Genomic DNA, 22,618 nt, shown 5'->3' with positions numbered 1-22,618 from the left:
TCTATTAGTGCGGGATATCGCTGGTCGGCTGTGCCGGTGCAGCTGGCTGAGTCTGCTGGGTGTTAGCCGGTGCAGTCAGATTATCCCACTCGCTTCCTTTATTGGTCTTGTTACTGTTGATGTTGCCCAGAACCAGACTGATAATGAAGAACAGTGTCGCAAACACGGCGGTCATGCGGGTCATGAAGTTACCAGAACCACTAGAACCAAACAGCGTGCCGGAAGCGCCTGCTCCAAAGGAGGCTCCCATATCAGCGCCTTTACCTTGCTGCAGCATAACGAGGACCACAAGGCCAATCGCTACAATAAGGAAAACAACTAAAAGAGCTTCGTACATAATCAACCTGTTCCTTGCGGGGTCACCGCGTACCAAGTGCTTCTACCAATAAAGCGGGATGTTTATATTTCCCACTGAAGCGGGTGTGAATACTAACCAAAGCGAATGACCTTCGCAAGGGCAATTTCCACACATTGTATCAACTGCGGAAAAAAACAGCAAAAGTGCATAAAGTTATTAATAAAAAGGCGGCAAGCGCCGCCTTTTTAATCACTTAGCGTTCGCTTAAACTACTTTTACCGCGTCGGCAATACGATGCGCGAAAGCGTTAACCTGCGCTTCGTCTTCCCCTTCCACCATCACGCGGATCAGCGGTTCAGTACCCGATTTACGCAACAGCACGCGACCACGATTCCCCAGGGCTGCTTCGACTTCCGCCGTGGCTGCTTTCACCGACTCATTTTCCAGTGGATTGGTTTTTCCGTCGGTATAGCGAATATTGACCAATACCTGTGGGAACATTTTCATTCCACTGCACAGATCATGCAGACTCATATGGTTACGCACCATCGCCGCGACAACCTGCAGGCCAGCAACAATACCGTCCCCGGTCGTGGTTTTATCGAGCAGGATCACGTGGCCGGAGTTCTCCGCACCGATGCGCCAGCCTTTCTCCTGCATTTTTTCCAGAACGTAGCGGTCGCCCACTTTTGCACGGGTAAATGGAATGCCCAACTGTTTCAGCGCGACTTCCAGGCCCATGTTACTCATCAGTGTACCTACTGCACCACCGCGCAGTTGCCCCTGGCGCAGTGCTTCGCGTGCGATGATATACATAATCTGGTCGCCATCGACTTTATTACCTTCGTGGTCAACCATGATCACGCGGTCACCGTCGCCATCCAGTGCGATCCCGAGATCTGCTTTTTCAGCCAGGACACGAGCCTGCAGTGCGCGAACGTCGGTGGCGCCGACTTCTTCGTTGATGTTAACGCCATTAGGCTCACAGCCAATCGCGATAACGTTGGCACCCAGCTCGCGCAGCACGTTCGGTGCGATGTGGTAGGTGGCACCATTCGCGCAGTCGACCACTATTTTCAGTTCGTTAAGATTAAGCTCGTTCGGGAAGGTGCCTTTGCAAAACTCGATATAACGGCCCGCGGCGTCAACAATACGGCTGGCTTTACCCAGCTCAGCGGAGTCAACGCAGGTGATCTCTTTTTCCATCTCGGCTTCAATCGCTTCTTCCACTTCATCCGGCAGCTTAGTGCCATCGATGGAGAAAAATTTGATGCCGTTATCATAGAACGGGTTATGCGATGCGGAGATGACGATGCCGGCTTCCGCACGGAAAGTCCGCGTCAGATAGGCAACAGCAGGCGTTGGCATTGGGCCAGTAAATGACGCCGATAACCCTGCTGCAGCTAGTCCTGCCTCCAGGGCTGATTCCAACATATAGCCAGAGATGCGAGTATCTTTACCAATGATGATCTTACGCGAGCCATGGCTCGCTAACACTTTACCAGCCGCCCAGCCCAGCTTTAACACAAAATCAGGGGTAATTGGCGCATCGCCTACGCGACCACGGATCCCATCGGTACCAAAATATTTGCGATTACTCATAACGTTTATTTCCCTTCGCAGACAGGGTGGCCTCAACCACACGCATCGCTTCTACAGTTTCTTTTACGTCGTGGACGCGAACAATATGCGCGCCCTGCATGGCAGCAATCACCGCACACGCCAGGCTACCGCTCAAACGTTCCGACGGACCTACATTCAGCAGTTGACCAATCATCGACTTACGCGACATCCCGACAAACAGCGGTAGTCCAAAATGATGGAATTCTGATAAGCGTGCCAGTAATGCATAGTTATGAGAGAGATTTTTACCGAAACCGAACCCTGGGTCGAGCAACAATTTATCTTTTGAGATTCCCGCCCGTTCGCAGCGGGCGATTTGCTCGACAAAATACTGGTTAACTTCAGCGAAGACATCTTGATACTTCGGTGCGTCCTGCATTGTTTTCGGGTCACCTTGCATGTGCATCAAAGAGACCGGTAAACCGGTTTCTGCAGCGGCTTCCAACGCGCCGGGTTCGCTCAGAGAACGGATATCATTGATAATATGCGCACCAACGCGCGCAGATTCGCGGATCACCTCCGGTTTTGAGGTATCAACGGAAATCCATACTTCAAAACGCTGGGCAATCGCTTCAACCACGGGAATGACTCGCTCCAGCTCTTCGTCAACGCTAACATCCAGCGCGCCAGGCCGGGTAGACTCACCGCCGACATCAATGATCGTAGCACCGGCATTAATCATCAAATTGGCATGCTTCACCGCCTCAACCAGCGTGTTATGCGTTCCGCCGTCGGAGAACGAGTCCGGCGTAACGTTGAGGATCCCCATAACGTGTGGATGGGAGAGATCCAGGATAGAGCCCTGGGCGGTGAGTTTCATAGTGAGTCCTTTGAGTTATTGATTGCAGAATAAATACGCGAAGTCATGCAAGCGGCTGTATGACACGTATAAAAAACCCCGGGGCAAGCCCCAGGGTTTTAGGTGAAGCACAGTCATCCACGAGGGAGAACTTACTTGTCGCCCAACTGCTCTGACATGGTGCCAGAGTCCGGCGCACGTGGTTCATCAACCGGACGTGGCGCAGTCGGTGTACCGTTGCTGCCGGAGCTGTTGGATGAAGAACCAGGTTCTTCCCAACCGGCTGGCGGACGCACATCGCGGCGAGCCATCAGATCGTCGATCTGCGGTGCATCGATAGTCTCATATTTCATGAGCGCATCTTTCATCGAATGCAGGATATCCATGTTGTCGTTCAGAAGCTGGCGCGCACGATTGTAGTTACGTTCAATCAGCGCTTTCACTTCCTGGTCGATGATACGAGCCGTTTCATCGGACATATGCTTCGCTTTGGCAACAGAACGGCCCAGGAATACTTCACCCTCTTCTTCCGCATACAGCAGCGGACCGAGTTTGTCGGAGAAGCCCCATTGGGTCACCATGTTACGCGCCAGGTTTGTCGCGACTTTAATGTCATTCGACGCACCGGTAGAAACATGTTCTACGCCATAAATAATTTCTTCCGCCAGACGACCGCCGTACAGGGTTGAGATCTGGCTTTCCAGTTTCTGACGGCTAGCGCTAATCGCATCACCTTCAGGCAGGAAGAAGGTCACACCCAGTGCACGACCGCGCGGAATGATGGTCACTTTATGCACCGGATCGTGTTCCGGCACCAGGCGACCGATAATCGCGTGGCCCGCTTCGTGATACGCGGTAGATTCTTTCTGCGCTTCCGTCATCACCATGGAGCGACGTTCCGCACCCATCATGATTTTGTCTTTCGCTTTCTCGAATTCAACCATCGATACCACACGTTTGTTACCGCGAGCAGCAAACAGTGCAGCTTCGTTCACCAGGTTCGCCAGATCGGCACCGGAGAAGCCTGGAGTACCGCGAGCAATAATTGCCGCATCGATGTCTGGAGACAGCGGTACGCGACGCATATGCACTTTCAGAATCTGTTCACGACCGCGAACATCTGGCAGACCAACGACTACCTGACGGTCAAAACGACCTGGACGCAGCAGCGCAGGGTCAAGTACGTCTGGACGGTTAGTCGCTGCGATAACGATGATACCTTCGTTACCTTCGAAGCCATCCATCTCAACCAGCATCTGGTTCAGTGTCTGTTCACGTTCATCGTGACCACCACCCAGACCCGCACCACGCTGGCGGCCTACGGCGTCGATCTCATCGATGAAGATGATGCACGGTGCCGCTTTCTTGGCTTGTTCGAACATGTCACGCACACGAGATGCCCCGACACCAACGAACATTTCCACGAAGTCAGAACCGGAAATGGTGAAGAACGGAACCTTCGCTTCGCCTGCGATTGCTTTTGCCAGCAGGGTTTTACCGGTACCAGGAGGGCCGACCATCAGAACGCCTTTCGGAATTTTACCGCCCAGCTTCTGGAAACGGCTCGGTTCACGCAGGTATTCAACCAGTTCAGCCACCTCTTCTTTTGCTTCGTCACAACCTGCGACATCAGCAAAGGTGGTTTTAATCTGGTCTTCCGTCAGCATACGCGCCTTGCTCTTACCGAACGACATGGCGCCTTTGCCACCGCCGCCCTGCATCTGACGCATGAAGAAGATCCAGACACCGATCAGCAGCAGCATTGGGAACCAGGAAATGAAGATAGAAGCCAGCAGGCTTGGCTCTTCAGGCGGTTCGCCAACCACTTTGACGTTTTTCGTCAGCAGGTTATCAAGCAGCTTCGGATCGTTAACCGGAATATAGGTCGTGTAACGGTTACTATCTTTCTTGGTAACGTTGATCTCACGTCCGTTGATACGCGCTTCGCGAACCTGATCGTTATTGACCTCTTGCAGGAAGGTAGAATAATCCACCTTGTGGCTGTTCGATTCGCTGGGCCCAAAGCTCTGGAATACTGACATCAGCACGACGGCAATGACCAGCCAGAGTATTAGGTTTTTCGCCATGTCACTCAAGGGATTAACCTCTTATTACAACTGTGTTAAAAACAGCGTCAGGATACGCTATATCCGGTTTCTTTCAAACTTTCATCTGAAATTGCCGGTTATGGTTTTCGCCCGGTCGCTACAATGTACACTTCACGTGAACGCGCACGAGAAGAGTCCGGCTTACGAACTTTAACCTTCGTAAACAGGGAGCGAATTTCCCTTAGATACTCATCGAAACCTTCGCCCTGGAACACTTTCACTACAAAATTTCCGCCCGGCGCTAACACATCACGAGCCATTTCAAGCGCCAGTTCCACCAGATACATGGCCCGGGGGATGTCAACCGCCGGCGTTCCGCTCATGTTTGGTGCCATATCTGACATGACAACTTGTACTTTACTGTCACCAACACGTTCCAGTAATGCCTTCACCACGAGTTCATCACGAAAATCGCCCTGAAGGAAGTCCACACCAACAATTGGATCCATAGGTAAAAGATCGCAAGCAATGATGCGGCCTTTGCCACCAATCTGCGTGACCACATACTGTGACCAGCCTCCTGGCGCAGCACCGAGGTCAACGACCGTCATCCCCGGTTTAAAAAGTTTGTCACTTTGCTGTATTTCATCAAGTTTAAACCAGGCACGGGAACGTAACCCCTTTTTCTGTGCCTCTTGAACATATTTATCGCTAAAGTGTTCCTGTAGCCAGCGGCTTGAGCTGGCAGAACGCTTTTTACCTGTCATTTAACATTCCCATCGGGACAGTTCATCGTAGCCTATGGCGTAAATTTCTACGCATCATTTGGCGATATAAGGGAGATGGCGGTAGAATGACCCGTTTTCAATCCCAACGTAAGCAAAAATATACGATGAATCTGAGTACTAAACAAAAACAGCACCTGAAAGGTCTCGCACATCCGCTCAAGCCTGTAGTTATGCTTGGCAATAATGGTTTGACCGAAGGGGTACTGGCCGAGATTGAACAAGCGTTAGAGCACCATGAACTTATCAAGGTGAAAGTCGCCTCGGAAGATCGCGAAACCAAAACCTTGATCGTGGACGCTATCGTGCGCGAAACCGGCGCCTGTAACGTACAGGTCATCGGTAAAATGCTCGTGCTTTATCGCCCTAGTAAAGAACGCAAAATCTCGTTGCCACGTTAAGAATATCCTAATTTCTGACACAACATTGTGTTAAATGAGGGATTTTCTTCACGAGGGCTAGCAACATGCCACGCTCTCAAGCTTGATAAAAGGCCGCTATGCGGCCTTTTTCTTATCTTTACACTCAGTCAACATTTTGAGTGTCGAACAAAACTTACAGATAATCCACATTGAGGATTTCAAACTCAACTTCACCGCCCGGTGTACGGATAACAACAACGTCATCCTGCTCTTTACCGATAAGGCCGCGAGCAATTGGGGAGTTCACCGAAATCAGGTTCTGTTTAAAGTCTGCTTCGTCGTCACCCACAATACGGTAGGTTTGTTCTTCGTCGTTATCCAGGTTCAGCACCTTCACGGTGGCACCAAAGATCACACGGCCGTTGTTAGGCATCTTGGTGATATCGATAACCTGCGCGTTAGACAGCTTGGCTTCGATATCCTTGATACGGCCTTCGCAGAAGCCCTGCTGCTCACGGGCAGCATGGTACTCGGCGTTTTCTTTCAGGTCCCCGTGCTCGCGCGCTTCAGCGATGGACGCGATGATTTCCGGGCGACGTACGGATTTGAGGAAATCCAGTTCTTCACGCAGTTTTTCTGCGCCACGAAGGGTCATCGGAATAGCTTGCATCGTTATACCTCTTAAACATTCCTGTAGGGAGCGACTCACACCGCCCCGGCTGTTAAGCCCGCCTGTATCGCTATTAACGCCAGGCCAGAAGCAAAAGAAAACCGACCCGGGTGCAAAGCCCCAGGTCAGCAGTAATTTTTAATTTGATACGCATTTTACCCTGAAGTTCACTACGGGTCATCGTTTACTTTACAGGGCGTTGCGCCGTAGTATGACGGCTTGTTTCCAGGTTGTTAGCGCGAGATTATGCGATTTTCCAGATTTATCATCGGATTGACTACCAGTATAGCGTTTAGCGTTCAGGCTGCGAATGTTGATGAATATATCAATCAGCTTCCCGCCGGGGCCAACCTCGCGCTTTTGGTACAGAAAGTGGGCGCACCCGCGCCGCTCATTGATTATCACGGGCAGCAAATGGCGCTTCCTGCCAGTACGCAGAAAGTGCTTACCGCACTAGCTGCGCTGCTACAGCTCGGCCCGGATTTCCGTTTTACCACCACGCTTGAGACCAAAGGCAGTGTTGATAATGGCACACTGAAAGGTGACCTTATTGCGCGATTTGGCGGCGATCCGACGCTAAAACGTCAGGATATTCGCAATATGGTGGCCACACTGAAAAAATCTGGTGTGCAAAATATCGAGGGAAACATCCTTATCGATACGTCCATTTTTGCCAGCCATGATAAAGCACCCGGCTGGCCGTGGAACGATATGACGCAGTGCTTTAGCGCGCCACCGGCCGCAGCCATCATCGACCGCAACTGCTTCTCGATTTCGCTATACAGTGCGCAAAAAGCCAATGATATGGCCTTTATTCGCATTGCGTCCTACTACCCTGTGACCATGTTCAGCCAGGTGCGTACGCTGGCAAAAGGCTCTCCGGATGCGCAGTACTGTGAGCTAGACGTCGTGCCAGGCGATCTCAATCGCTTTACGCTGACCGGCTGCCTGCCACAGCGTGCCGAGCCGTTGCCGCTGGCATTCGCCATTCAGGATGGTGCCAGCTACGCCGGGGCAATAATCAAAGATGAGCTAAAGCAAGCCGGGATCACCTATTCCGGCACCCTGCTCCGCCAGACGCTGGTGAATGAACCGGGCACGGTGATTGCCAGCAAGCAGTCTGCGCAGCTGCATGATTTACTGAAGATCATGCTGAAAAAATCGGACAACATGATTGCTGACACCGTGTTCCGCATGATTGGTCATGCACGCTTCGGCGTACCGGGCACCTGGCGCGCAGGCTCTGATGCGGTACGGCAGATTCTGCGTCAGCAGGCTGGCGTAGACTTAGGCAACACGATTATCGCCGATGGCTCAGGTTTATCACGCCATAACCTGATTGCCCCAGCGACCATGATGCAGGCGCTGCAATACATCGCTCAGCATGATAACGAGCTGGATTTCATCTCCATGCTGCCACTTGCCGGACACGATGGTTCTCTGCAATACCGTGCAGGTCTTCATCAGGCGGGCGTCGATGGCAAAGTATCGGCGAAAACCGGTTCGCTGCAGGGTGTCTACAACCTCGCGGGCTTCATTACCACCGCCAGCGGGCAGCGAATGGCCTTTGTGCAGTATCTGTCAGGCTATGCGGTTTCACCGGCCGATCAGCGTAACCGACGCATTCCGTTAGTTCGCTTTGAGAGCCGGTTGTACAAAGACATCTATCAGAACAACTGAGTCTATTCTTGCCGGGTAATCGCGCAGCGCGTCTTAACCGGCAGGCCACTGACATAAAAAACGGGCCGCAAATGCGGCCCGTTGAATTTTGTTAGCCGGAAAAGTGGAAACACCCTCCGGCTCTCAGGTTAACGTTTGTAGATGAACTCAACACCTTCTTCGTCATCTTCATCCCAATCGTCATCCCAGTCTTCGTCATCGGATTCAGCTTCGGCGGCCACTTCATCAAGCTGCTGACGGTGGTAGTCATCCCACATGAATTCAACTTTCTCTGGCTGTTTCGCTTCTTCAGCCTGCACGATTGGGTTTTCAATGATGAAGTTCATCACATCCCAGCACAGGTCTTTAACGCCAATCTGGCTTGCCGCAGAGATCAGGTAGTGTTTACCTTCCCAACCCATTGCGTCTGCAATCGCCTGTGCCTTGGCTTCCGCTTCGGCTTTATCCATCAGGTCGATTTTGTTGAAGACCAGCCAACGTGGTTTGCTGGCCAGCTTCTCGCTGTATTTTTCCAGCTCACCGATGATGATACGGGCATTGTCAGCCGGATCGGAACCGTCAATTGGGTCAATATCGATGATGTGCAGCAGCACGCGGCAGCGCTCAAGGTGCTTCAGGAAGCGAATACCAAGGCCAGCGCCTTCGGATGCGCCTTCAATCAGGCCCGGGATATCAGCAACCACGAAGCTCTTCTCGTTATCGACACGCACCACGCCAAGGCTTGGAACCAGTGTCGTAAACGGATAGTCCGCCACTTTTGGTTTCGCTGCGGAGACGGAACGGATAAAGGTGGATTTACCGGCGTTCGGCATCCCTAACATCCCAACGTCAGCCAACAGCATCAGCTCAAGCTGAAGGTCACGCTTATCACCCGGTGTACCCATCGTCTTCTGACGCGGAGTACGGTTTACGGAGGATTTAAAGCGGGTGTTACCCAGACCGTGCCAGCCCCCCTTAGCCACCATCAGACGCTGACCGTGTTTGGTCATATCGCCCATGGTTTCGCCAGTGCCCTGATCGATAACGCGCGTACCGACCGGCACCTTGATGGTGACGTCTTTACCACGTTTGCCGGTACAGTCGCGGCTTGCACCGTTCTGGCCACGCTCAGCGCGGAAAGATTTTTCGAATCGGTAGTCAATCAGGGTGTTCAGGTTCTCGTCGGCTTCCATCCATACATCGCCGCCATCACCACCATCACCACCATCCGGACCACCGCGTGGAATATATTTTTCACGGCGGAAGCTAACGCAACCATTACCGCCATCACCTGCTACGACCAGGATCGTTGCTTCATCAACAAACTTCATTTTACTCTCCGTAAATCATTCGCCTGCGCGGGGTAACGGAACAACCGCTTCACGCTTACGCCACCGTCCCCAAAGACGATGGCCAATGGCGGAATACATCGCGCCCGCAACCACGATAAACGCACCGAGGTAACCTAAAAGGTTCAACATCGGTCGGGCGAAGAAATCGGGCCAGGCCATTGATAAAAGATCTGAAAATAACAGTGTAAACAAGGGAGTAAGCGTCACTAATGCGCTTACCTGTGCCGCCTGCCAGCGTGCCATGGCTTCCGCCAACGCCCCATAACCAACCAATGTGTTCAGACCACAAAAGATCAGGCAGGCTAGCTGCCAGTCGCTTAATTGCCCGATAACCTCAGGCTTTGCTAACGGCAGCAGTGCAATCGTACATAAAGTGTACAATAAAAAGAGGATCTGCTGTGAGGCCATCCGCCGCAATAACACCTTTTGCGCGACGCCGTAGCTCACCCAGACCATCGCCGCCCCAACCCCGAAGATAACACCCCAGGTATAGTCGGTTAGACGGGTAAAGATTTCGATAAGGCTGGTGTTGAAAAACATCAGCAGGCCGCAGATCAGCATTGTTGCGCCGATAATCTGCGTGCCGCGCATCTTCTCTTTGAGGATAAAGACGCTGGCAACCATCATGCCGACCGGCGAAAGCTGGCCAATCACCTGCGACGCCGTTGGGCTCACATACTGCAAAGACGAGCTAAACAGCACGAAGTTACCGAACAATCCCCCGGTGGCGATCAACAGCAGCACCAGCCAGCGCGGATTGCGGAAGAGCCGCAGGGAAGGAAGTTTACGCTTCCATGTCAAAATGAGGCCCAGGCCGCAACTTGCCATTAGAAAGCGATAGAACACAACGGTAGGCGGTTCCATGACTTCCAGAACCTGTTTCATGGCAATCGGTAAGGCTCCCCAGCAAATTGCCGTCGTGAGCGCTAAAAGAATGCCAATACCCGCCTGCTGCTTCATACCGGATTCCCTTTACCGATTTTTCCTGGCGTCGAATGTAAAAAGCCCCGCAACACGTTGCGGGGCTTTCATCCGTTACCGGGACGCGAAAAACTTATTCAGCAACGATGCTGATGAAACGACGGTTTTTCGGGCCTTTCACTTCGAATTTCACTTTACCGTCTGCCTTAGCAAACAGAGTGTGGTCTTTGCCGCAGCCTACGTTAGAACCAGCGTGGAACTGAGTACCACGTTGACGAACGATGATGCTACCAGCCAGAACGGATTCGCCGCCGAAGCGTTTTACGCCCAGACGTTTAGCTTCTGAGTCGCGACCGTTACGAGTCGAGCCACCAGCCTTTTTATGTGCCATTTAATCTGCTCCCCTTAACTTAAGCGCTGATGCCAGTGATTTTCACATCAGTGAACCACTGACGATGGCCTTGCTGCTTACGATAGTGTTTACGACGACGAAACTTAACGATTTTAACTTTCTCGCCACGACCGTGAGCAACAACTTCAGCTTTGATTACGCCGCCATCAACGAAAGGAACGCCGATTTTGACTTCTTCACCGTTTGCGATCATCAGAACTTCAGCGAATTCAACAGATTCGCCAGTTGCGATGTCCAGCTTTTCCAGGCGAACGGTCTGACCTTCGCTAACTCGGTGTTGTTTACCACCACTTTGGAAAACCGCGTACATATAAACTCCGCTTCCGCGCACAACTTTGTGTGATTCAGAGTGCGCTATAAATATTCACAATAGGGCGCGAATATTACGCAAAACGTGAGCCTTTGACAAGTGCTACCATCAATAGATGCAGAAAAAAAAGACAACAGGCACGATAACGTTTATCTGAGGCGTTTTTTCAGTACAATCGTAGGTACAACGCTAACGTAAAACCTTCGTTATCCCGTATGGATAAGTGGTAAACAGGACATCAAGCCCGGCTTTTGCGATGAATTTACAACAAATCAATGAGTTAACCGCGCAGGATATGGCGGGTGTTAATGCGACGATTCTTGAGCAGCTCAACTCGGACGTCCAGTTAATCAATCAGCTAGGTTATTACATCGTCAGCGGCGGCGGAAAACGAATTCGTCCGATGATCGCTGTGCTGGCCGCTCGCGCCGTTGGCTATCAGGGAAATGCCCACGTCAATATTGCCGCGCTGATCGAATTTATTCACACCGCAACCCTGCTGCACGATGATGTCGTCGACGAATCCGACATGCGTCGTGGCAAAGCGACCGCCAACGCGGCGTTCGGTAATGCGGCAAGCGTTCTGGTTGGCGACTTTATCTATACTCGCGCATTCCAGATGATGACCAGCCTCGGCTCGCTGAAAGTGCTGGAAGTGATGTCTGAAGCGGTCAACGTGATTGCCGAAGGTGAAGTCCTTCAGTTGATGAACGTCAACGATCCAGATATTACCGAAGAAAACTATATGCGCGTAATTTACAGCAAAACGGCGCGTCTGTTTGAGGCGGCTGCGCAATGCTCTGGCCTGCTGGCCGATTGTACGCCAGAACAGGAAAAAGGGCTGCAGGACTATGGCCGCTTCCTGGGCACTGCTTTCCAGCTGATTGACGATTTACTCGACTATAGCGCCGATGGTGAAACGCTGGGTAAAAATGTCGGTGACGATCTCAACGAAGGCAAACCAACGCTACCCCTGCTGCATGCGATGCGTAACGGTACGCCAGAACAAGCGTTGTTGATTCGTGGCGCTATTGAACAAGGTAACGGTCGACATCTGCTTGAGCCCGTACTCGAAGCGATGGCTGCCTGTGGCTCTTTGGAGTGGACGCGCCAGCGTGCTGAAGAAGAAGCCGATAAAGCGATTGCCGCCCTGGCTCCGCTGCCTGAAAGCCAATGGCGTGACGCGCTCATTGCACTCGCCCACATCGCCGTTCAACGCGATCGTTAATCTCTTCCCGCGCTTTGCGCGGGAAAGCTCTCATAACGTCTTAAACCGTCTTAATTTCACGCCAAAAATTAATTTTTTCTGAATTTAACGCCACTTATAAGAACTTTTTAGAATCCCATCGAAAAGCGCGATACAGTACAGACTTCGTTCAACATGGCGATTTAACCACCGCTCTCATGGAGGAAGTATGGATACGTTTACCGACTGGCATCCAGCAGATATCATCGCGGGATTGCGCAAAAAAGGGACTTCAATGGCTGCAGAATCACGTAAAAATGGCCTCAGTTCATCGACGTTAGCGAATGTGCTTTCACGTCCATGGCCGAAAGGTGAAGTGATTATTGCAAAGGCACTGGACACTGAACCGTGGATAATTTGGCCATCGCGCTACCACGACCCGGTCACTCATGAGTTTATCGACAGAACGCAGATGATGCGTCAGGTAAAACAGGGGAAATAACGCCCTCAAGACAAGCCTGAGGGCGTTTATCAGCGGATGCGATTACTCGCCTTTGATACGCTCGATATTGGCGCCTAACGCGCTCAGCTTGTCTTCAATGCGCTCATAACCACGGTCGATGTGATAAATACGGTCAACGATCGTGGTACCCTGCGCAATACAGCCAGCCAGGACAAGACTTGCGGAAGCACGCAGGTCAGTCGCCATCACCTGCGCACCAGAAAGCTGCTCTACACCGTGACAAATCGCGGTGTTGCTTTCGATTTCTGCGCGAGCCCCCATACGAATGAGCTCAGGAATGTGCATGAAGCGGTTTTCAAATACCGTTTCGGTGATAACGCCGGTACCTTCAGCAACCATGTTAAGCAGCGTGAACTGCGCCTGCATATCAGTTGGGAACGCCGGGTGTGGTGCAGTGCGCACGTTGACCGCTTTAGGGCGTTTACCGTGCATGTCGAGGCTAATCCAATCTTCGCCCACTTCAACATCAGCGCCGGCTTCACGCAGCTTCGCCAGCACAGCGTCCAGGGTATCCGGCTGGGCGTTACGACAAACAATTTTGCCGCCGGAAATCGCCGCCGCCACCAGGAAGGTGCCGGTTTCGATACGGTCTGGCAGTACGCGGTATACGCCGCCACCCAAGCGTTTTACGCCTTCGATGGTGATGCGATCGGTACCCTGCCCCGTCACTTTCGCGCCCATTGCGTTAAGGAAGTTCGCCGTATCGACGATTTCCGGCTCACGCGCGGCGTTTTCAATGATGGTGGTACCTTCCGCCAGCGTTGCAGCAGACATGATAGTGACGGTGGCGCCAACGCTCACCATATCCATCACAATGTGCGCACCTTTCAGGCGGCCATTAACGGAGGCTTTGACGTAACCTTCTTCCAGCTTAATTTCTGCGCCTAACTGCTCAAGGCCAGAGATGTGCAGGTCAACCGGACGAGCGCCGATTGTACAACCACCAGGCAGAGACACCTGGCCCTGACCAAAACGCGCAACCAGTGGACCGAGCGCCCAAATGGAGGCACGCATGGTTTTCACCAGCTCATATGGCGCACAGAATACGTTTACCGGACCTGCATCAATCCATACCGAACCGTTACGCTCAACCTTCGCACCCAGCTGAGTCAGCAGCTTCATGGAAGTATCAACGTCTTTCAATTTTGGTACGTTCTGAATCTCAACCGGGTCTTCTGCCAGCAAAGCGGCGAAAAGAATCGGCAGGGCAGCATTCTTAGCACCGCTAATGGTCACCTCACCCTGAAGGCGGGTCGGCCCCTGCACACGAAATTTATCCATCAAATCTAATCTCTGTTAAGTATTCACGTTCGCCACCGGAAAAGTGATGCCACTTTTCCCCTGGCTCAAAAACCGTTGAGTTTGCGATCGCGTGCCCACTCCTGTGGGGTATACGCTTTGATCGACAGGGCATGAATGCGGTTGTCCGCAATGTACTCCATCAGCGGGGCATAGACAGTCTGCTGCTTCTTAACCCGGCTCATGCCATCAAACATCTCACCCACAACAATCACCTGGAAGTGACTGCCATCACCAGAAACGAGAACTTCCTGAAGGGAGAGTGCATTCATCAGCACGGTCTGAATTTCATTATTTTCCATAGGTTCGCATTTCATTTGAGAGTGAAAACAGCCCCACATCTTAGAGGAAAGTGACGCAGTCTTAAACAAGCAAAAAGCCCCATCGTTGAGATCGATGGGGCTTTAAGAATATTAGAAGCAATAACGCACTGAAATTTTTAAGGGATCATATCTTCCGGCAGATTATACAGCCCTTTCAACGTAGCCACTTTTTCGCTGACGCCTGCGAGGCTCGCCGTACGTCCCTGGGAGCGAATCAGGTCAACCAGATGCACCAGCAGCGCCAGACCCGCCGTATCAACGCGACTGAGACCGCTAAGATCGATGACCGATACCCCCTGCGTGGCGTCCATCCTGGCGTCCCAAAGGGGCACCAGAAAGTCCTGATCCAGTTCACCGTGCAGCGACAGGCATTCACCGTCACGCTTCCAGCTTAACTGTTCAGCCATTATTTTTTCTGTTCCAGGGTAATTGGCTGCGCGGAGATAGATTTCAGCTGTGCGGTCAGGCCATCGATGCCCTTGGTACGCAGCAGATCGCTCCACTCATTTTGCTTAGTGGTGATCATGCTCACCCCTTCAGCAATCATGTCATAAGCCTGCCAGTTACCGGTCTGGGTATTTTTACGCCACTGGAAATCAAGGCGTACTGGTGGACGGCCGTTCGGATCGATAATGGTGACACGGATAGGAATGATAGTGGCATCACCCAGGGACTGTTCAGGAGCGACCTGATAGGTCTGGCCGTGATACATAGCCAGCGCCTGGCCGTAAGCCTGTTTCAGATATTCGCGGAAAGCAGTGAAGTAGGCCTCACGCTGTGCCGGAGTGGCATCTTTATAGTAGCGGCCCAGCACCAGCGCACCGGCGTATTTCACCTGGACATACGGCAGCAGTTCCTGATCCACCACATCACGCAGATAGTTGGGATTAGAACGAATCTTCGGTTGCTCATTCTTCAGGCGATCGAATGTTTTCTGCGCCGCTTCGTTCATCAGTTTGTAAGGATTGGTTTGGTCTGCCGCCGTGGCTGCCGTTAATGGGGCAATCACCAGCATGGCAACCATCAATAAACGTTTAAACATGTCGAGTATCTCCTGAGATTAATTCGTCGAGCCAGTAGCAGGCGCCGCCGTATCAGTATGTCCATCGGTTGACGTCTTCGCATCGCCTGAATTCTGATTGTCACTGCCTTTGCTGTTGTAAAGGAACTGACCGATCAGGTCTTCGAGCACCATCGCCGACTTAGTGTCCTGGATAATGCTGCCATCTTTAAGGATAGACGTTCCCAGCTCCGGATCTTCAAAGCCAACGTTCAGCGCCAGGTACTGCTCACCCAGCAAACCGGAAGTCCGAATAGCCAGCGAACTGGTATCCGGAATATGGTTGTAGGTATCTTCAATATCGATAGCCACGCGCGGTAAGTAGGTTTTCGGATCGAGGCTAATATCCGCCACGCGCCCAATCACTACGCCACCAATACGGACGGGTGAGCGGCTTTTCAAACCACCGATGTTATCGAAGGTGGCATACACGCGGTAGGTTGGCTCTGACTTTATCGAGGACACATCTGCAGCCTTCAGGCACACAAACAGTGCCGCTAGCAGGGCAACCAACAGAAAAATACCGACCCAGATTTCACTCTTTTTCGTTTGCATTCACTCAATTCCCAAACATCAGTGCCGTCAGCACAAAGTCCAGCCCAAGAACCGCCAACGACGCATGCACCACGGTACGGGTGGTCGCTCGGCTAATTCCGGCAGAAGTGGGGATCGCATCGTAACCGTTAAATAACGCAATCCATGTCACCGTAATGGCGAAAACAACGCTCTTAATCAGGCAGTTCACCAGATCAAGACGCCAGTCCACCGCATTTTGCATCGCTGACCAGAAGAACCCGGCGTCAATCCCTTTCCAGCTTACACCCACCAGCGAACCGCCCCAGATCCCCACGGCAACGAAGATAATCGTCAGCAGTGGCAGGGAGATGACGCCAGCCCAGAAGCGAGGAGAGATAACACGACGCAGTGGATCCACCGCCATCATCTCCATACTGGAGAGCTGCTCGGTAGCGCGCATCAGGCCAATTTCGGCCGTCAGCGCCGACCCGGCGCGCCCGGCGAAAAGCAGCGCGGCAACAACCGGCCCCAGTTCACGGAGCAGTGACAAGGCCACCAGCATGCCGAGACTGGTCTCAGCGCTATAGGTTGTCAGTACCAGATACCCTTGTAGCCCCAGCACCATGCCGATAAACACGCCCGACACGATAATGATGACCAAAGAAAGTACGCCGACGTTGTACAGTTGGCGAACCAGCAGCGGCGCATGCTTGCGAAACTCCGGCTTGCCGACAACGGCATTGAATAACATTAACCCAGCCCGCCCGAACGTCGCGATGGTCTTAATTCCGCGATGCCCAAGCGCTGCCAGTGCATTTAACAGCATAAGTCGTTTAGCTCCCTGTACCGATAAGGTCGCGGCGATAATCGCCCGCAGGAAAACGGAATGGCACCGGGCCATCGGCGATACCGTCGAGGAACTGCCGCACCCGAGGATCGGCATTTTCCTGCAACGAAGATGCACTACCGTGAGCGATGATTTTCTGGTCAGCCATGATGTAGGCGAAATCGGCAATACTCAGCACTTCCGGCACATCGTGAGAAACCACGATACAGGTGACACCCAGCGCACTATTGAGTTCCGAAATCAGCTTCACCAGAACGCCCATGGTGATAGGGTCCTGACCAACAAACGGTTCATCAAACATGATGAGGTCTGGCTCCAGCGCGATGGCTCTCGCCAGCGCGGCGCGGCGCGCCATCCCGCCGGACAATTCGGACGGCATTAGCTTCGCCGCGCCTCGCAGGCCCACGGCTTCCAGCTTCATCATCACCGTACTTTTCAGCAGCGGCGCAGGCAGATGGGTGTGCTCTCGAATCGGGTAGGCAACGTTGTCAAACACGTTGAGGTCGGTGAACAACGCGCCCGATTGAAACAGCATACTCATACGCTTACGCACGGTATAAAGGCGGGAGCGCGACATTTGCGGCACATTCTCGCCGTCAAAGAGGATCTCTCCGCTATCCGGGGGGATCTGCCCGCCAATCAGGCGCAGCAGCGTGGTCTTGCCAATCCCCGACGGCCCCATAATCGCAGTGATTTTTCCGCGGGGTACCGAAAGCGATATGTTGTCAAAAATAACGCGATTGCCACGCGAAAACGTGACGTCACGCATATCGACCAGATTCGCTAGATTTTGGCTCATAGGCTTACCTTTCCAGGTCCTTAAGTAGGGCAAACTCCTGCTTGCCCCCGCATTCTTACAGAATCCTAACCGCTCTGGTTAACGAAATCTGGCATTTGTTTTACTTTTCCTGCGCATAAAGTCAAAATTAGGAATTCGTTACGTCCAGAGGTGCGGACCGACGATTATACCCGAATAAAGGATTTTAGATGCTCTTAGCTACGGCTCTGTTAATTATTGGTTTACTTCTGGTGGTATACAGCGCTGACCGCCTGGTGTATTCCGCGTCAATTCTTTGCCGTTCTCTAGGGATCCCGCCGCTGATTATTGGCATGACTATTGTCAGTATAGGCACTTCACTACCGGAAATTATTGTCTCTGCCGCCGCCTCGCTGCACGGACAGGTCGATGTGGCCATCGGTACCGGCATCGGATCGAATATCGTCAACATCCTTCTTATCCTCGGGCTCACCGCGCTGTTCCACCCGTTTACCGTGCATTCTGATATCCTGCGCCGCGAAATACCGCTAATGTTGGTAGTGAGCCTACTGGCAGGGTATGTGTTGTATGATGGCGAGCTGTCTCGCCTCGACGGCATTTTTTTAATCATTCTCACCGTTTTATGGCTGTTGTTTATCATTAAAATAGCCCGACTGGCCGAACGTCAGGGGAATGATAAATTTACGCAGGAGCAGTTGGCTGAATTGCCGCGCGACGGTTCGCTTCCGGTCGCCTGCTTATGGCTCGGTGTGGCCTTAATCATCATGCCAATGGCCACCCGAATGGTTATCGATAATGCCACGGTGATTGCGAACTATTTCGCCATGAGCGAGCTGACGATTGGCCTGACGATCATCGCACTGGGCACTAGCTTGCCGGAACTGGCCACCGCGATAGCCGGGGTACGTAAAGGCGAAAATGACATTGCGGTTGGCAATATCATCGGCTCCAATTTCTTTAATATCGCCATTGTATTGGGGATCCCTGCCCTTATCGCTCCAGGGTCGTTTAACCCGCTCGCGTTTAGCCGCGACTATGGCGTGATGTTATTAGTCAGCGTTGTTTTCGCCCTACTGTGCTGGCGCCGCCGTCAGATAGGACGCGGCGCAGGCTTACTGTTAATCAGCGGGTTTGTGGTATGGCTGGCGCTGCTTTACTGGGGCACGCCGCTTTTCATCGAATGAATCGGGATAACACTATGTCGCAAATAGATTTGCAGCCAAATTTCGATTTCCTGCGAGCAGGAAAAGAAGTTCTGGAGATTGAACGGGAAGGGCTGGAACAGCTCGATCAATACATTAATCAGGATTTCATCGACGCCTGCGAGAAGATTTTCTACTGCAGCGGCAAAGTCGTGGTGATGGGAATGGGCAAATCCGGGCATATTGGCCGTAAGATGGCGGCCACTTTTGCCAGTACCGGAACCTCCTCATTCTTCGTCCACCCCGGCGAAGCCGCCCACGGCGATTTAGGCATGGTAACACCGCAGGACGTGGTTATCGCCCTGTCCAACTCAGGCGAATCCAATGAAATTCTGGCGCTGATCCCGGTACTAAAACGCCAACGCGTTCCGCTTATTTGCATGACCAGTAAACCTGACAGCAGCATGGGACGTGCGGCCGATATTCATCTGTGCGTAAAAGTGCCACGCGAAGCCTGTCCATTAGGGCTGGCGCCGACCTCCAGCACCACGGCGGCGCTGGTGATGGGGGATGCGCTCGCCGTTGCATTATTGAAAGCACGTGGTTTTACGGCAGAAGATTTCGCGCTGTCACATCCCGGCGGCGCACTCGGTCGCAAACTGCTGCTGCGCGTTAACGATATCATGCACTCGGGTGATGAAATTCCGCATGTCAGCATCGACGCTTCCCTGCGCGATGCGCTGCTGGAAATTACCCGCAAAAATCTAGGGATGACCGCCATCTGCGATGACAACATGCAGATTAAAGGGATTTTCACCGATGGTGACCTGCGACGCATCTTCGATAACGGTGTTGACGTTCGTACTCTCGGTATTGCTGACGTCATGACGCCAGGCGGGATCCGCATTCGCCCAGAGATGCTGGCGGTAGACGCCCTGAACCTCATGCAGTCACGCCATATCACCTGCGTATTGGTTGCCGATGGCGACCATCTGCTAGGTGTGATACATATGCACGATCTACTGCGCGCTGGCGTAGTGTAATCAAGGATATAAAGAATGAGTCATGCTGTTGCCCCCGTCGCCACCTGTTACGGCCCGGTGAGCCCACAATTTATTGCGCAGGCGGAAAAGATTCGCCTGCTGATCCTCGATGTTGATGGGGTGCTCTCGGACGGCCTTATCTACATGGGCAACAACGGTGAGGAACTCAAAGCCTTCAACGTGCGCGATGGCTACGGTATTCGCTGCGCCCTCACCTCTGGTATTGATGTGGCGATTATTACCGGGCGAAAAGCTAAACTGTTAGAAGACCGCTGCGCGACGCTTGGTATCACCCATCTGTACCAAGGGCAATCGGATAAACTGATTGCCTACCGCGAGCTGTTGGCGAAGCTGAACGTACAGCCGAATGAAGTTGCCTACGTTGGCGACGATTTGATTGACTGGCCGGTGATGGCGGAAATTGGCTTAAGCGTGGCAGTTGCCGATGCGCACCCGCTGCTGTTGCCTCGCACAGATTACGTCACGCGGATTGCGGGCGGGCGCGGTGCCGTCCGTGAAGTATGCGACCTGCTGCTGCTAGCACAGGGCAAGCTGGATGAAGCCAAAGGGCAATCGATATGAGCAAAACCAGACGTTGGGTTATTATTCTGCTCGCGCTGGCGGCACTGGTCCTCATCGGCCTGAATCTTGCCGACAAAGATGATACCAGCCAGTATGTGGCGAATGCCAATGACCCGACCTATCAAAGCGAACATACCGATACCGTGGTGTACAGCCCGGAAGGCGCGCTCAGCTACCGGTTAATCGCCGAGCACGTGGAGTATTTCTCCGATCAGGGGCTGTCGTGGTTTACCCGTCCGGTGCTGACCACCTTTGACACCAATAAAGTACCAACCTGGTCGATAAAAGCGGATAAAGCCAAACTGACCAGTGACCGCATGCTGTACCTTTATGGGCACGTTGAGATCAACGCGCTGACAGAAGATGCACAACTGCGTAAGATTACGACGGATAATGCCCAGGTAAACCTGATTACTCAGGACGTTGCCTCTGACGACCTCGTGACGTTATACGGAACATCATTTAATTCCAGCGGCCTGAAAATGCGCGGCAATTTACGCAGCAAAACCGCCGAGCTGATTGAAAAGGTTAGAACCTCTTATGAAATTCAGAACAAACAAACTCAGCCTTAAGCTGGCGCTCGCGGGTTCATTGCTGGCGGCTAGCCTGCCGGCACTGGCGCTTACCGGGGATACCGATAAGCCTATCCATATCGAATCCGATCAGCAGTCGCTGGATATGCAGGGCAACATCGTCACCTTCACCGGTAACGTGGTAGTGACACAAGGCACAATCAAAATTAATGCCGATAAAGTCGTGGTCACCCGTCCGGCGGATCAGAAAGGCAAAGAAGTGATCGACGGTTACGGTAATCCAGCGACCTTCTACCAGATGCAAGACAATGGCAAACCGGTGAAAGGCCATGCGTCTAAAATGCACTATGAACTGCAAAACGATTTCGTGGTGCTGACCGGCAACGCTTATCTTGAGCAGCTTGATAGCAATATTAAAGGCGACAAGATTACCTATCTGGTGAAAGAGCAGAAAATGCAGGCGTTTAGCGACAAAGGCAAGCGCGTGACCACCGTTCTGGTTCCTTCGCAGATTCAGGATAAATCCAAAAGCCAGGCCCCGGCCGAGAAGAAGAGTAACTAATTCGTTATGGCGACATTAACTGCAAAAAACCTGGCGAAGGCCTACAAAGGCCGTCGCGTCGTGGAAGATGTCAGTCTGACCGTGAATTCCGGTGAGATTGTGGGTCTGCTCGGGCCAAACGGCGCGGGTAAAACCACGACCTTCTACATGGTCGTCGGCATCGTTCCGCGCGATGCCGGCAACATCATCATTGATGACGAAGACATCAGCCTGCTGCCACTGCATGCCCGTGCCCGCCGCGGAATCGGCTACCTGCCGCAGGAAGCCTCGATTTTCCGTCGCCTGAGCGTCTATGACAACCTGATGGCGGTGCTGCAAATCCGTGACGATCTCAGCAACGAGCAGCGTGAAGACCGTGCGAAAGAGCTGATGGAAGAGTTTCACATTGAGCATCTGCGCGACAGCTTAGGCCAGGCGCTCTCCGGTGGTGAACGCCGCCGCGTAGAAATCGCTCGCGCGCTGGCAGCAAATCCGAAATTTATCCTTCTGGATGAACCCTTTGCTGGTGTTGACCCTATCTCTGTTATCGATATCAAGCGCATTATCGAACACCTGCGCGACAGCGGTCTTGGCGTGCTTATCACCGACCACAACGTCCGTGAAACGCTTGCCGTGTGCGAGCGCGCTTATATCGTCAGCCAGGGGCATCTGATTGCCCATGGAACCCCTCAGGAGATCCTACAAGACGAACATGTTAAACGCGTGTATCTTGGGGAAGACTTCAGACTCTGATAGGGTATGGATAACGACGTTAGCGGGAGAGATTCGTTCTGAATATGAAGCAAGGTTTGCAATTAAGGCTCAGCCAACAGCTTGCCATGACGCCGCAATTACAGCAGGCGATCCGCTTGCTGCAACTGTCGACGCTAGAACTCCAGCAGGAACTCCAGCAGGCGCTGGAAAGTAACCCCCTGCTTGAGCAAACCGATCTTCATGAGGAAGTTGAAACCCAGGAAACCGCCGATACCGAAACGCTGGACCTGTC

At 52.7% G+C, this 22,618-nt stretch carries 27 protein-coding genes and 1 pseudogene; 11 read left to right on the top strand and 17 right to left on the bottom strand.

Annotation, left to right across the window (positions count from 1 at the left end; all coding sequences use genetic code 11):
* Nucleotides 1–4: 4 nt before the first annotated feature.
* The 5 genes from secG to rlmE all read right to left on the bottom strand — a co-directional run bounded on the left by secG (nucleotide 5) and on the right by rlmE (nucleotide 5,535).
* On the bottom strand, nucleotides 5–337 hold the full coding sequence (secG, locus tag KP80_RS10775; RefSeq protein ID WP_052283646.1) for a preprotein translocase subunit SecG: 333 nt from the start codon (nucleotides 335–337) through the stop codon (nucleotides 5–7).
* A gap of 225 nt (nucleotides 338–562) precedes the next feature.
* Nucleotides 563–1,900, bottom strand: coding sequence for a phosphoglucosamine mutase (gene glmM / locus KP80_RS10770; RefSeq protein ID WP_052283645.1), 1,338 nt, complete (start codon nucleotides 1,898–1,900; stop codon nucleotides 563–565).
* On the bottom strand, nucleotides 1,893–2,741 hold the full coding sequence (gene folP, locus KP80_RS10765) for a dihydropteroate synthase (protein WP_052283644.1): 849 nt from the start codon (nucleotides 2,739–2,741) through the stop codon (nucleotides 1,893–1,895). Before folP ends, glmM begins: the two co-directional genes overlap by 8 nt.
* A 131-nt stretch (nucleotides 2,742–2,872) precedes the next feature.
* On the bottom strand, nucleotides 2,873–4,807 hold the full coding sequence (gene ftsH / locus KP80_RS10760) for an ATP-dependent zinc metalloprotease FtsH (protein ID WP_052283643.1): 1,935 nt from the start codon (nucleotides 4,805–4,807) through the stop codon (nucleotides 2,873–2,875).
* Nucleotides 4,808–4,905: 98 nt separating this feature from the next.
* Nucleotides 4,906–5,535, bottom strand: a complete 630-nt coding sequence (gene rlmE, locus KP80_RS10755) for a 23S rRNA (uridine(2552)-2'-O)-methyltransferase RlmE (RefSeq protein WP_052283642.1) — start codon at nucleotides 5,533–5,535, stop codon at nucleotides 4,906–4,908.
* 125 nt (nucleotides 5,536–5,660) lie between these two features.
* On the opposite strand from rlmE, the gene yhbY reads away from it, so the two are divergent.
* Nucleotides 5,661–5,954 carry a ribosome assembly RNA-binding protein YhbY gene (yhbY, locus tag KP80_RS10750; protein ID WP_041686369.1) on the top strand — a complete coding sequence of 98 codons (294 nt, stop codon included), beginning with the start codon at nucleotides 5,661–5,663 and terminating at the stop codon, nucleotides 5,952–5,954.
* A gap of 154 nt (nucleotides 5,955–6,108) precedes the next feature.
* On the opposite strand, the gene greA is transcribed toward yhbY, so the two are convergent.
* The gene (gene greA, locus KP80_RS10745) at nucleotides 6,109–6,585 is read right to left on the bottom strand and encodes a transcription elongation factor GreA (RefSeq protein ID WP_052283641.1); all 477 of its coding nucleotides are present in this window, start codon (nucleotides 6,583–6,585) and stop codon (nucleotides 6,109–6,111) included.
* A gap of 246 nt (nucleotides 6,586–6,831) precedes the next feature.
* On the opposite strand from greA, the gene dacB reads away from it, so the two are divergent.
* Nucleotides 6,832–8,265: a serine-type D-Ala-D-Ala carboxypeptidase gene (gene dacB, locus KP80_RS10740; protein ID WP_052283640.1), complete on the top strand. Its 1,434-nt coding sequence runs from the start codon at nucleotides 6,832–6,834 to the stop codon at nucleotides 8,263–8,265.
* 128 nt (nucleotides 8,266–8,393) lie between these two features.
* Here dacB and cgtA read toward each other — a convergent pair whose 3' ends face one another.
* The 4 genes from cgtA to rplU form a co-directional block, all read right to left on the bottom strand.
* A complete protein-coding gene (gene cgtA / locus KP80_RS10735) occupies nucleotides 8,394–9,575 on the bottom strand; it encodes an Obg family GTPase CgtA (protein WP_052283639.1) in 1,182 nt (393 codons plus the stop codon).
* Nucleotides 9,576–9,590: 15 nt separating this feature from the next.
* Nucleotides 9,591–10,556 carry a DMT family transporter gene (locus KP80_RS10730; RefSeq protein WP_052283638.1) on the bottom strand — a complete coding sequence of 322 codons (966 nt, stop codon included), beginning with the start codon at nucleotides 10,554–10,556 and terminating at the stop codon, nucleotides 9,591–9,593.
* A gap of 94 nt (nucleotides 10,557–10,650) precedes the next feature.
* Nucleotides 10,651–10,908 (bottom strand): 50S ribosomal protein L27, encoded by a 258-nt coding sequence (gene rpmA, locus KP80_RS10725; protein WP_052283637.1) that lies wholly within the window; start codon nucleotides 10,906–10,908, stop codon nucleotides 10,651–10,653.
* Nucleotides 10,909–10,927: 19 nt separating this feature from the next.
* Entirely contained in the window at nucleotides 10,928–11,239 is a 312-nt protein-coding gene (gene rplU, locus KP80_RS10720) for a 50S ribosomal protein L21 (protein WP_003025032.1), read from the bottom strand.
* Nucleotides 11,240–11,495: 256 nt separating this feature from the next.
* Between rplU and ispB the strand changes: the two genes are divergently transcribed.
* The gene (gene ispB, locus KP80_RS10715; protein ID WP_052283636.1) at nucleotides 11,496–12,467 is read left to right on the top strand and encodes an octaprenyl diphosphate synthase; all 972 of its coding nucleotides are present in this window, start codon (nucleotides 11,496–11,498) and stop codon (nucleotides 12,465–12,467) included.
* A 187-nt stretch (nucleotides 12,468–12,654) separates the two neighbouring features.
* Complete coding sequence (gene sfsB / locus KP80_RS10710) at nucleotides 12,655–12,927, top strand: DNA-binding transcriptional regulator SfsB (RefSeq protein WP_052283635.1); 273 nt, start codon at nucleotides 12,655–12,657, stop codon at nucleotides 12,925–12,927.
* Nucleotides 12,928–12,969: 42 nt separating this feature from the next.
* Here the strand turns inward: sfsB and murA are convergent, their stop codons facing one another.
* From murA to mlaF, 7 genes are all read right to left on the bottom strand, one after another.
* Entirely contained in the window at nucleotides 12,970–14,229 is a 1,260-nt protein-coding gene (gene murA, locus KP80_RS10705; RefSeq protein ID WP_052283634.1) for a UDP-N-acetylglucosamine 1-carboxyvinyltransferase, read from the bottom strand.
* A gap of 65 nt (nucleotides 14,230–14,294) precedes the next feature.
* Nucleotides 14,295–14,549, bottom strand: a complete 255-nt coding sequence (gene ibaG / locus KP80_RS10700) for a BolA family iron metabolism protein IbaG (RefSeq protein WP_052283633.1) — start codon at nucleotides 14,547–14,549, stop codon at nucleotides 14,295–14,297.
* A gap of 137 nt (nucleotides 14,550–14,686) precedes the next feature.
* Nucleotides 14,687–14,977 (bottom strand): lipid asymmetry maintenance protein MlaB, encoded by a 291-nt coding sequence (mlaB, locus tag KP80_RS10695; protein ID WP_052283632.1) that lies wholly within the window; start codon nucleotides 14,975–14,977, stop codon nucleotides 14,687–14,689.
* Nucleotides 14,977–15,612 (bottom strand): phospholipid-binding protein MlaC, encoded by a 636-nt coding sequence (mlaC, locus tag KP80_RS10690; protein ID WP_052283631.1) that lies wholly within the window; start codon nucleotides 15,610–15,612, stop codon nucleotides 14,977–14,979. Before mlaC ends, mlaB begins: the two co-directional genes overlap by 1 nt.
* An 18-nt stretch (nucleotides 15,613–15,630) precedes the next feature.
* Entirely contained in the window at nucleotides 15,631–16,185 is a 555-nt protein-coding gene (mlaD, locus tag KP80_RS10685) for an outer membrane lipid asymmetry maintenance protein MlaD (protein ID WP_052283630.1), read from the bottom strand.
* A gap of 4 nt (nucleotides 16,186–16,189) precedes the next feature.
* Nucleotides 16,190–16,972, bottom strand: coding sequence for a lipid asymmetry maintenance ABC transporter permease subunit MlaE (gene mlaE, locus KP80_RS10680; protein WP_052283629.1), 783 nt, complete (start codon nucleotides 16,970–16,972; stop codon nucleotides 16,190–16,192).
* Between the two features lie 7 nt (nucleotides 16,973–16,979).
* The gene (gene mlaF, locus KP80_RS10675; protein ID WP_052283628.1) at nucleotides 16,980–17,792 is read right to left on the bottom strand and encodes a phospholipid ABC transporter ATP-binding protein MlaF; all 813 of its coding nucleotides are present in this window, start codon (nucleotides 17,790–17,792) and stop codon (nucleotides 16,980–16,982) included.
* 188 nt (nucleotides 17,793–17,980) lie between these two features.
* On the opposite strand from mlaF, the gene KP80_RS10670 reads away from it, so the two are divergent.
* From KP80_RS10670 to KP80_RS22405, 7 genes and pseudogenes are all read left to right on the top strand, one after another.
* Nucleotides 17,981–18,955 (top strand): calcium/sodium antiporter, encoded by a 975-nt coding sequence (locus tag KP80_RS10670; protein WP_052283627.1) that lies wholly within the window; start codon nucleotides 17,981–17,983, stop codon nucleotides 18,953–18,955.
* A gap of 14 nt (nucleotides 18,956–18,969) precedes the next feature.
* Nucleotides 18,970–19,956 carry an arabinose-5-phosphate isomerase KdsD gene (gene kdsD / locus KP80_RS10665; protein ID WP_052283626.1) on the top strand — a complete coding sequence of 329 codons (987 nt, stop codon included), beginning with the start codon at nucleotides 18,970–18,972 and terminating at the stop codon, nucleotides 19,954–19,956.
* A gap of 15 nt (nucleotides 19,957–19,971) precedes the next feature.
* Nucleotides 19,972–20,538: a 3-deoxy-manno-octulosonate-8-phosphatase KdsC gene (gene kdsC, locus KP80_RS10660; RefSeq protein WP_052283625.1), complete on the top strand. Its 567-nt coding sequence runs from the start codon at nucleotides 19,972–19,974 to the stop codon at nucleotides 20,536–20,538.
* Nucleotides 20,535–21,110: an LPS export ABC transporter periplasmic protein LptC gene (lptC, locus tag KP80_RS10655; protein ID WP_052283624.1), complete on the top strand. Its 576-nt coding sequence runs from the start codon at nucleotides 20,535–20,537 to the stop codon at nucleotides 21,108–21,110. The genes kdsC and lptC overlap by 4 nt, the downstream gene beginning before the upstream one ends.
* A complete protein-coding gene (gene lptA, locus KP80_RS10650; RefSeq protein WP_052283623.1) occupies nucleotides 21,079–21,633 on the top strand; it encodes a lipopolysaccharide ABC transporter substrate-binding protein LptA in 555 nt (184 codons plus the stop codon). The genes lptC and lptA overlap by 32 nt, the downstream gene beginning before the upstream one ends.
* 6 nt (nucleotides 21,634–21,639) lie before the next feature.
* Nucleotides 21,640–22,365 (top strand): LPS export ABC transporter ATP-binding protein, encoded by a 726-nt coding sequence (gene lptB, locus KP80_RS10645; RefSeq protein ID WP_035891167.1) that lies wholly within the window; start codon nucleotides 21,640–21,642, stop codon nucleotides 22,363–22,365.
* A gap of 56 nt (nucleotides 22,366–22,421) precedes the next feature.
* Nucleotides 22,422–22,618: pseudogene (locus KP80_RS22405) on the top strand (RNA polymerase factor sigma-54); the annotation flags it as partial.

The sequence above is a fragment of the Kluyvera genomosp. 1 genome, from assembly GCF_001266615.1.
Classification (GTDB): Bacteria; Pseudomonadota; Gammaproteobacteria; order Enterobacterales; family Enterobacteriaceae; genus Kluyvera; species Kluyvera cryocrescens_A.
The sequence above is the reverse complement of the archived record's forward strand: the minus strand, read 5'-3'. Positions and strand labels throughout refer to the sequence as shown.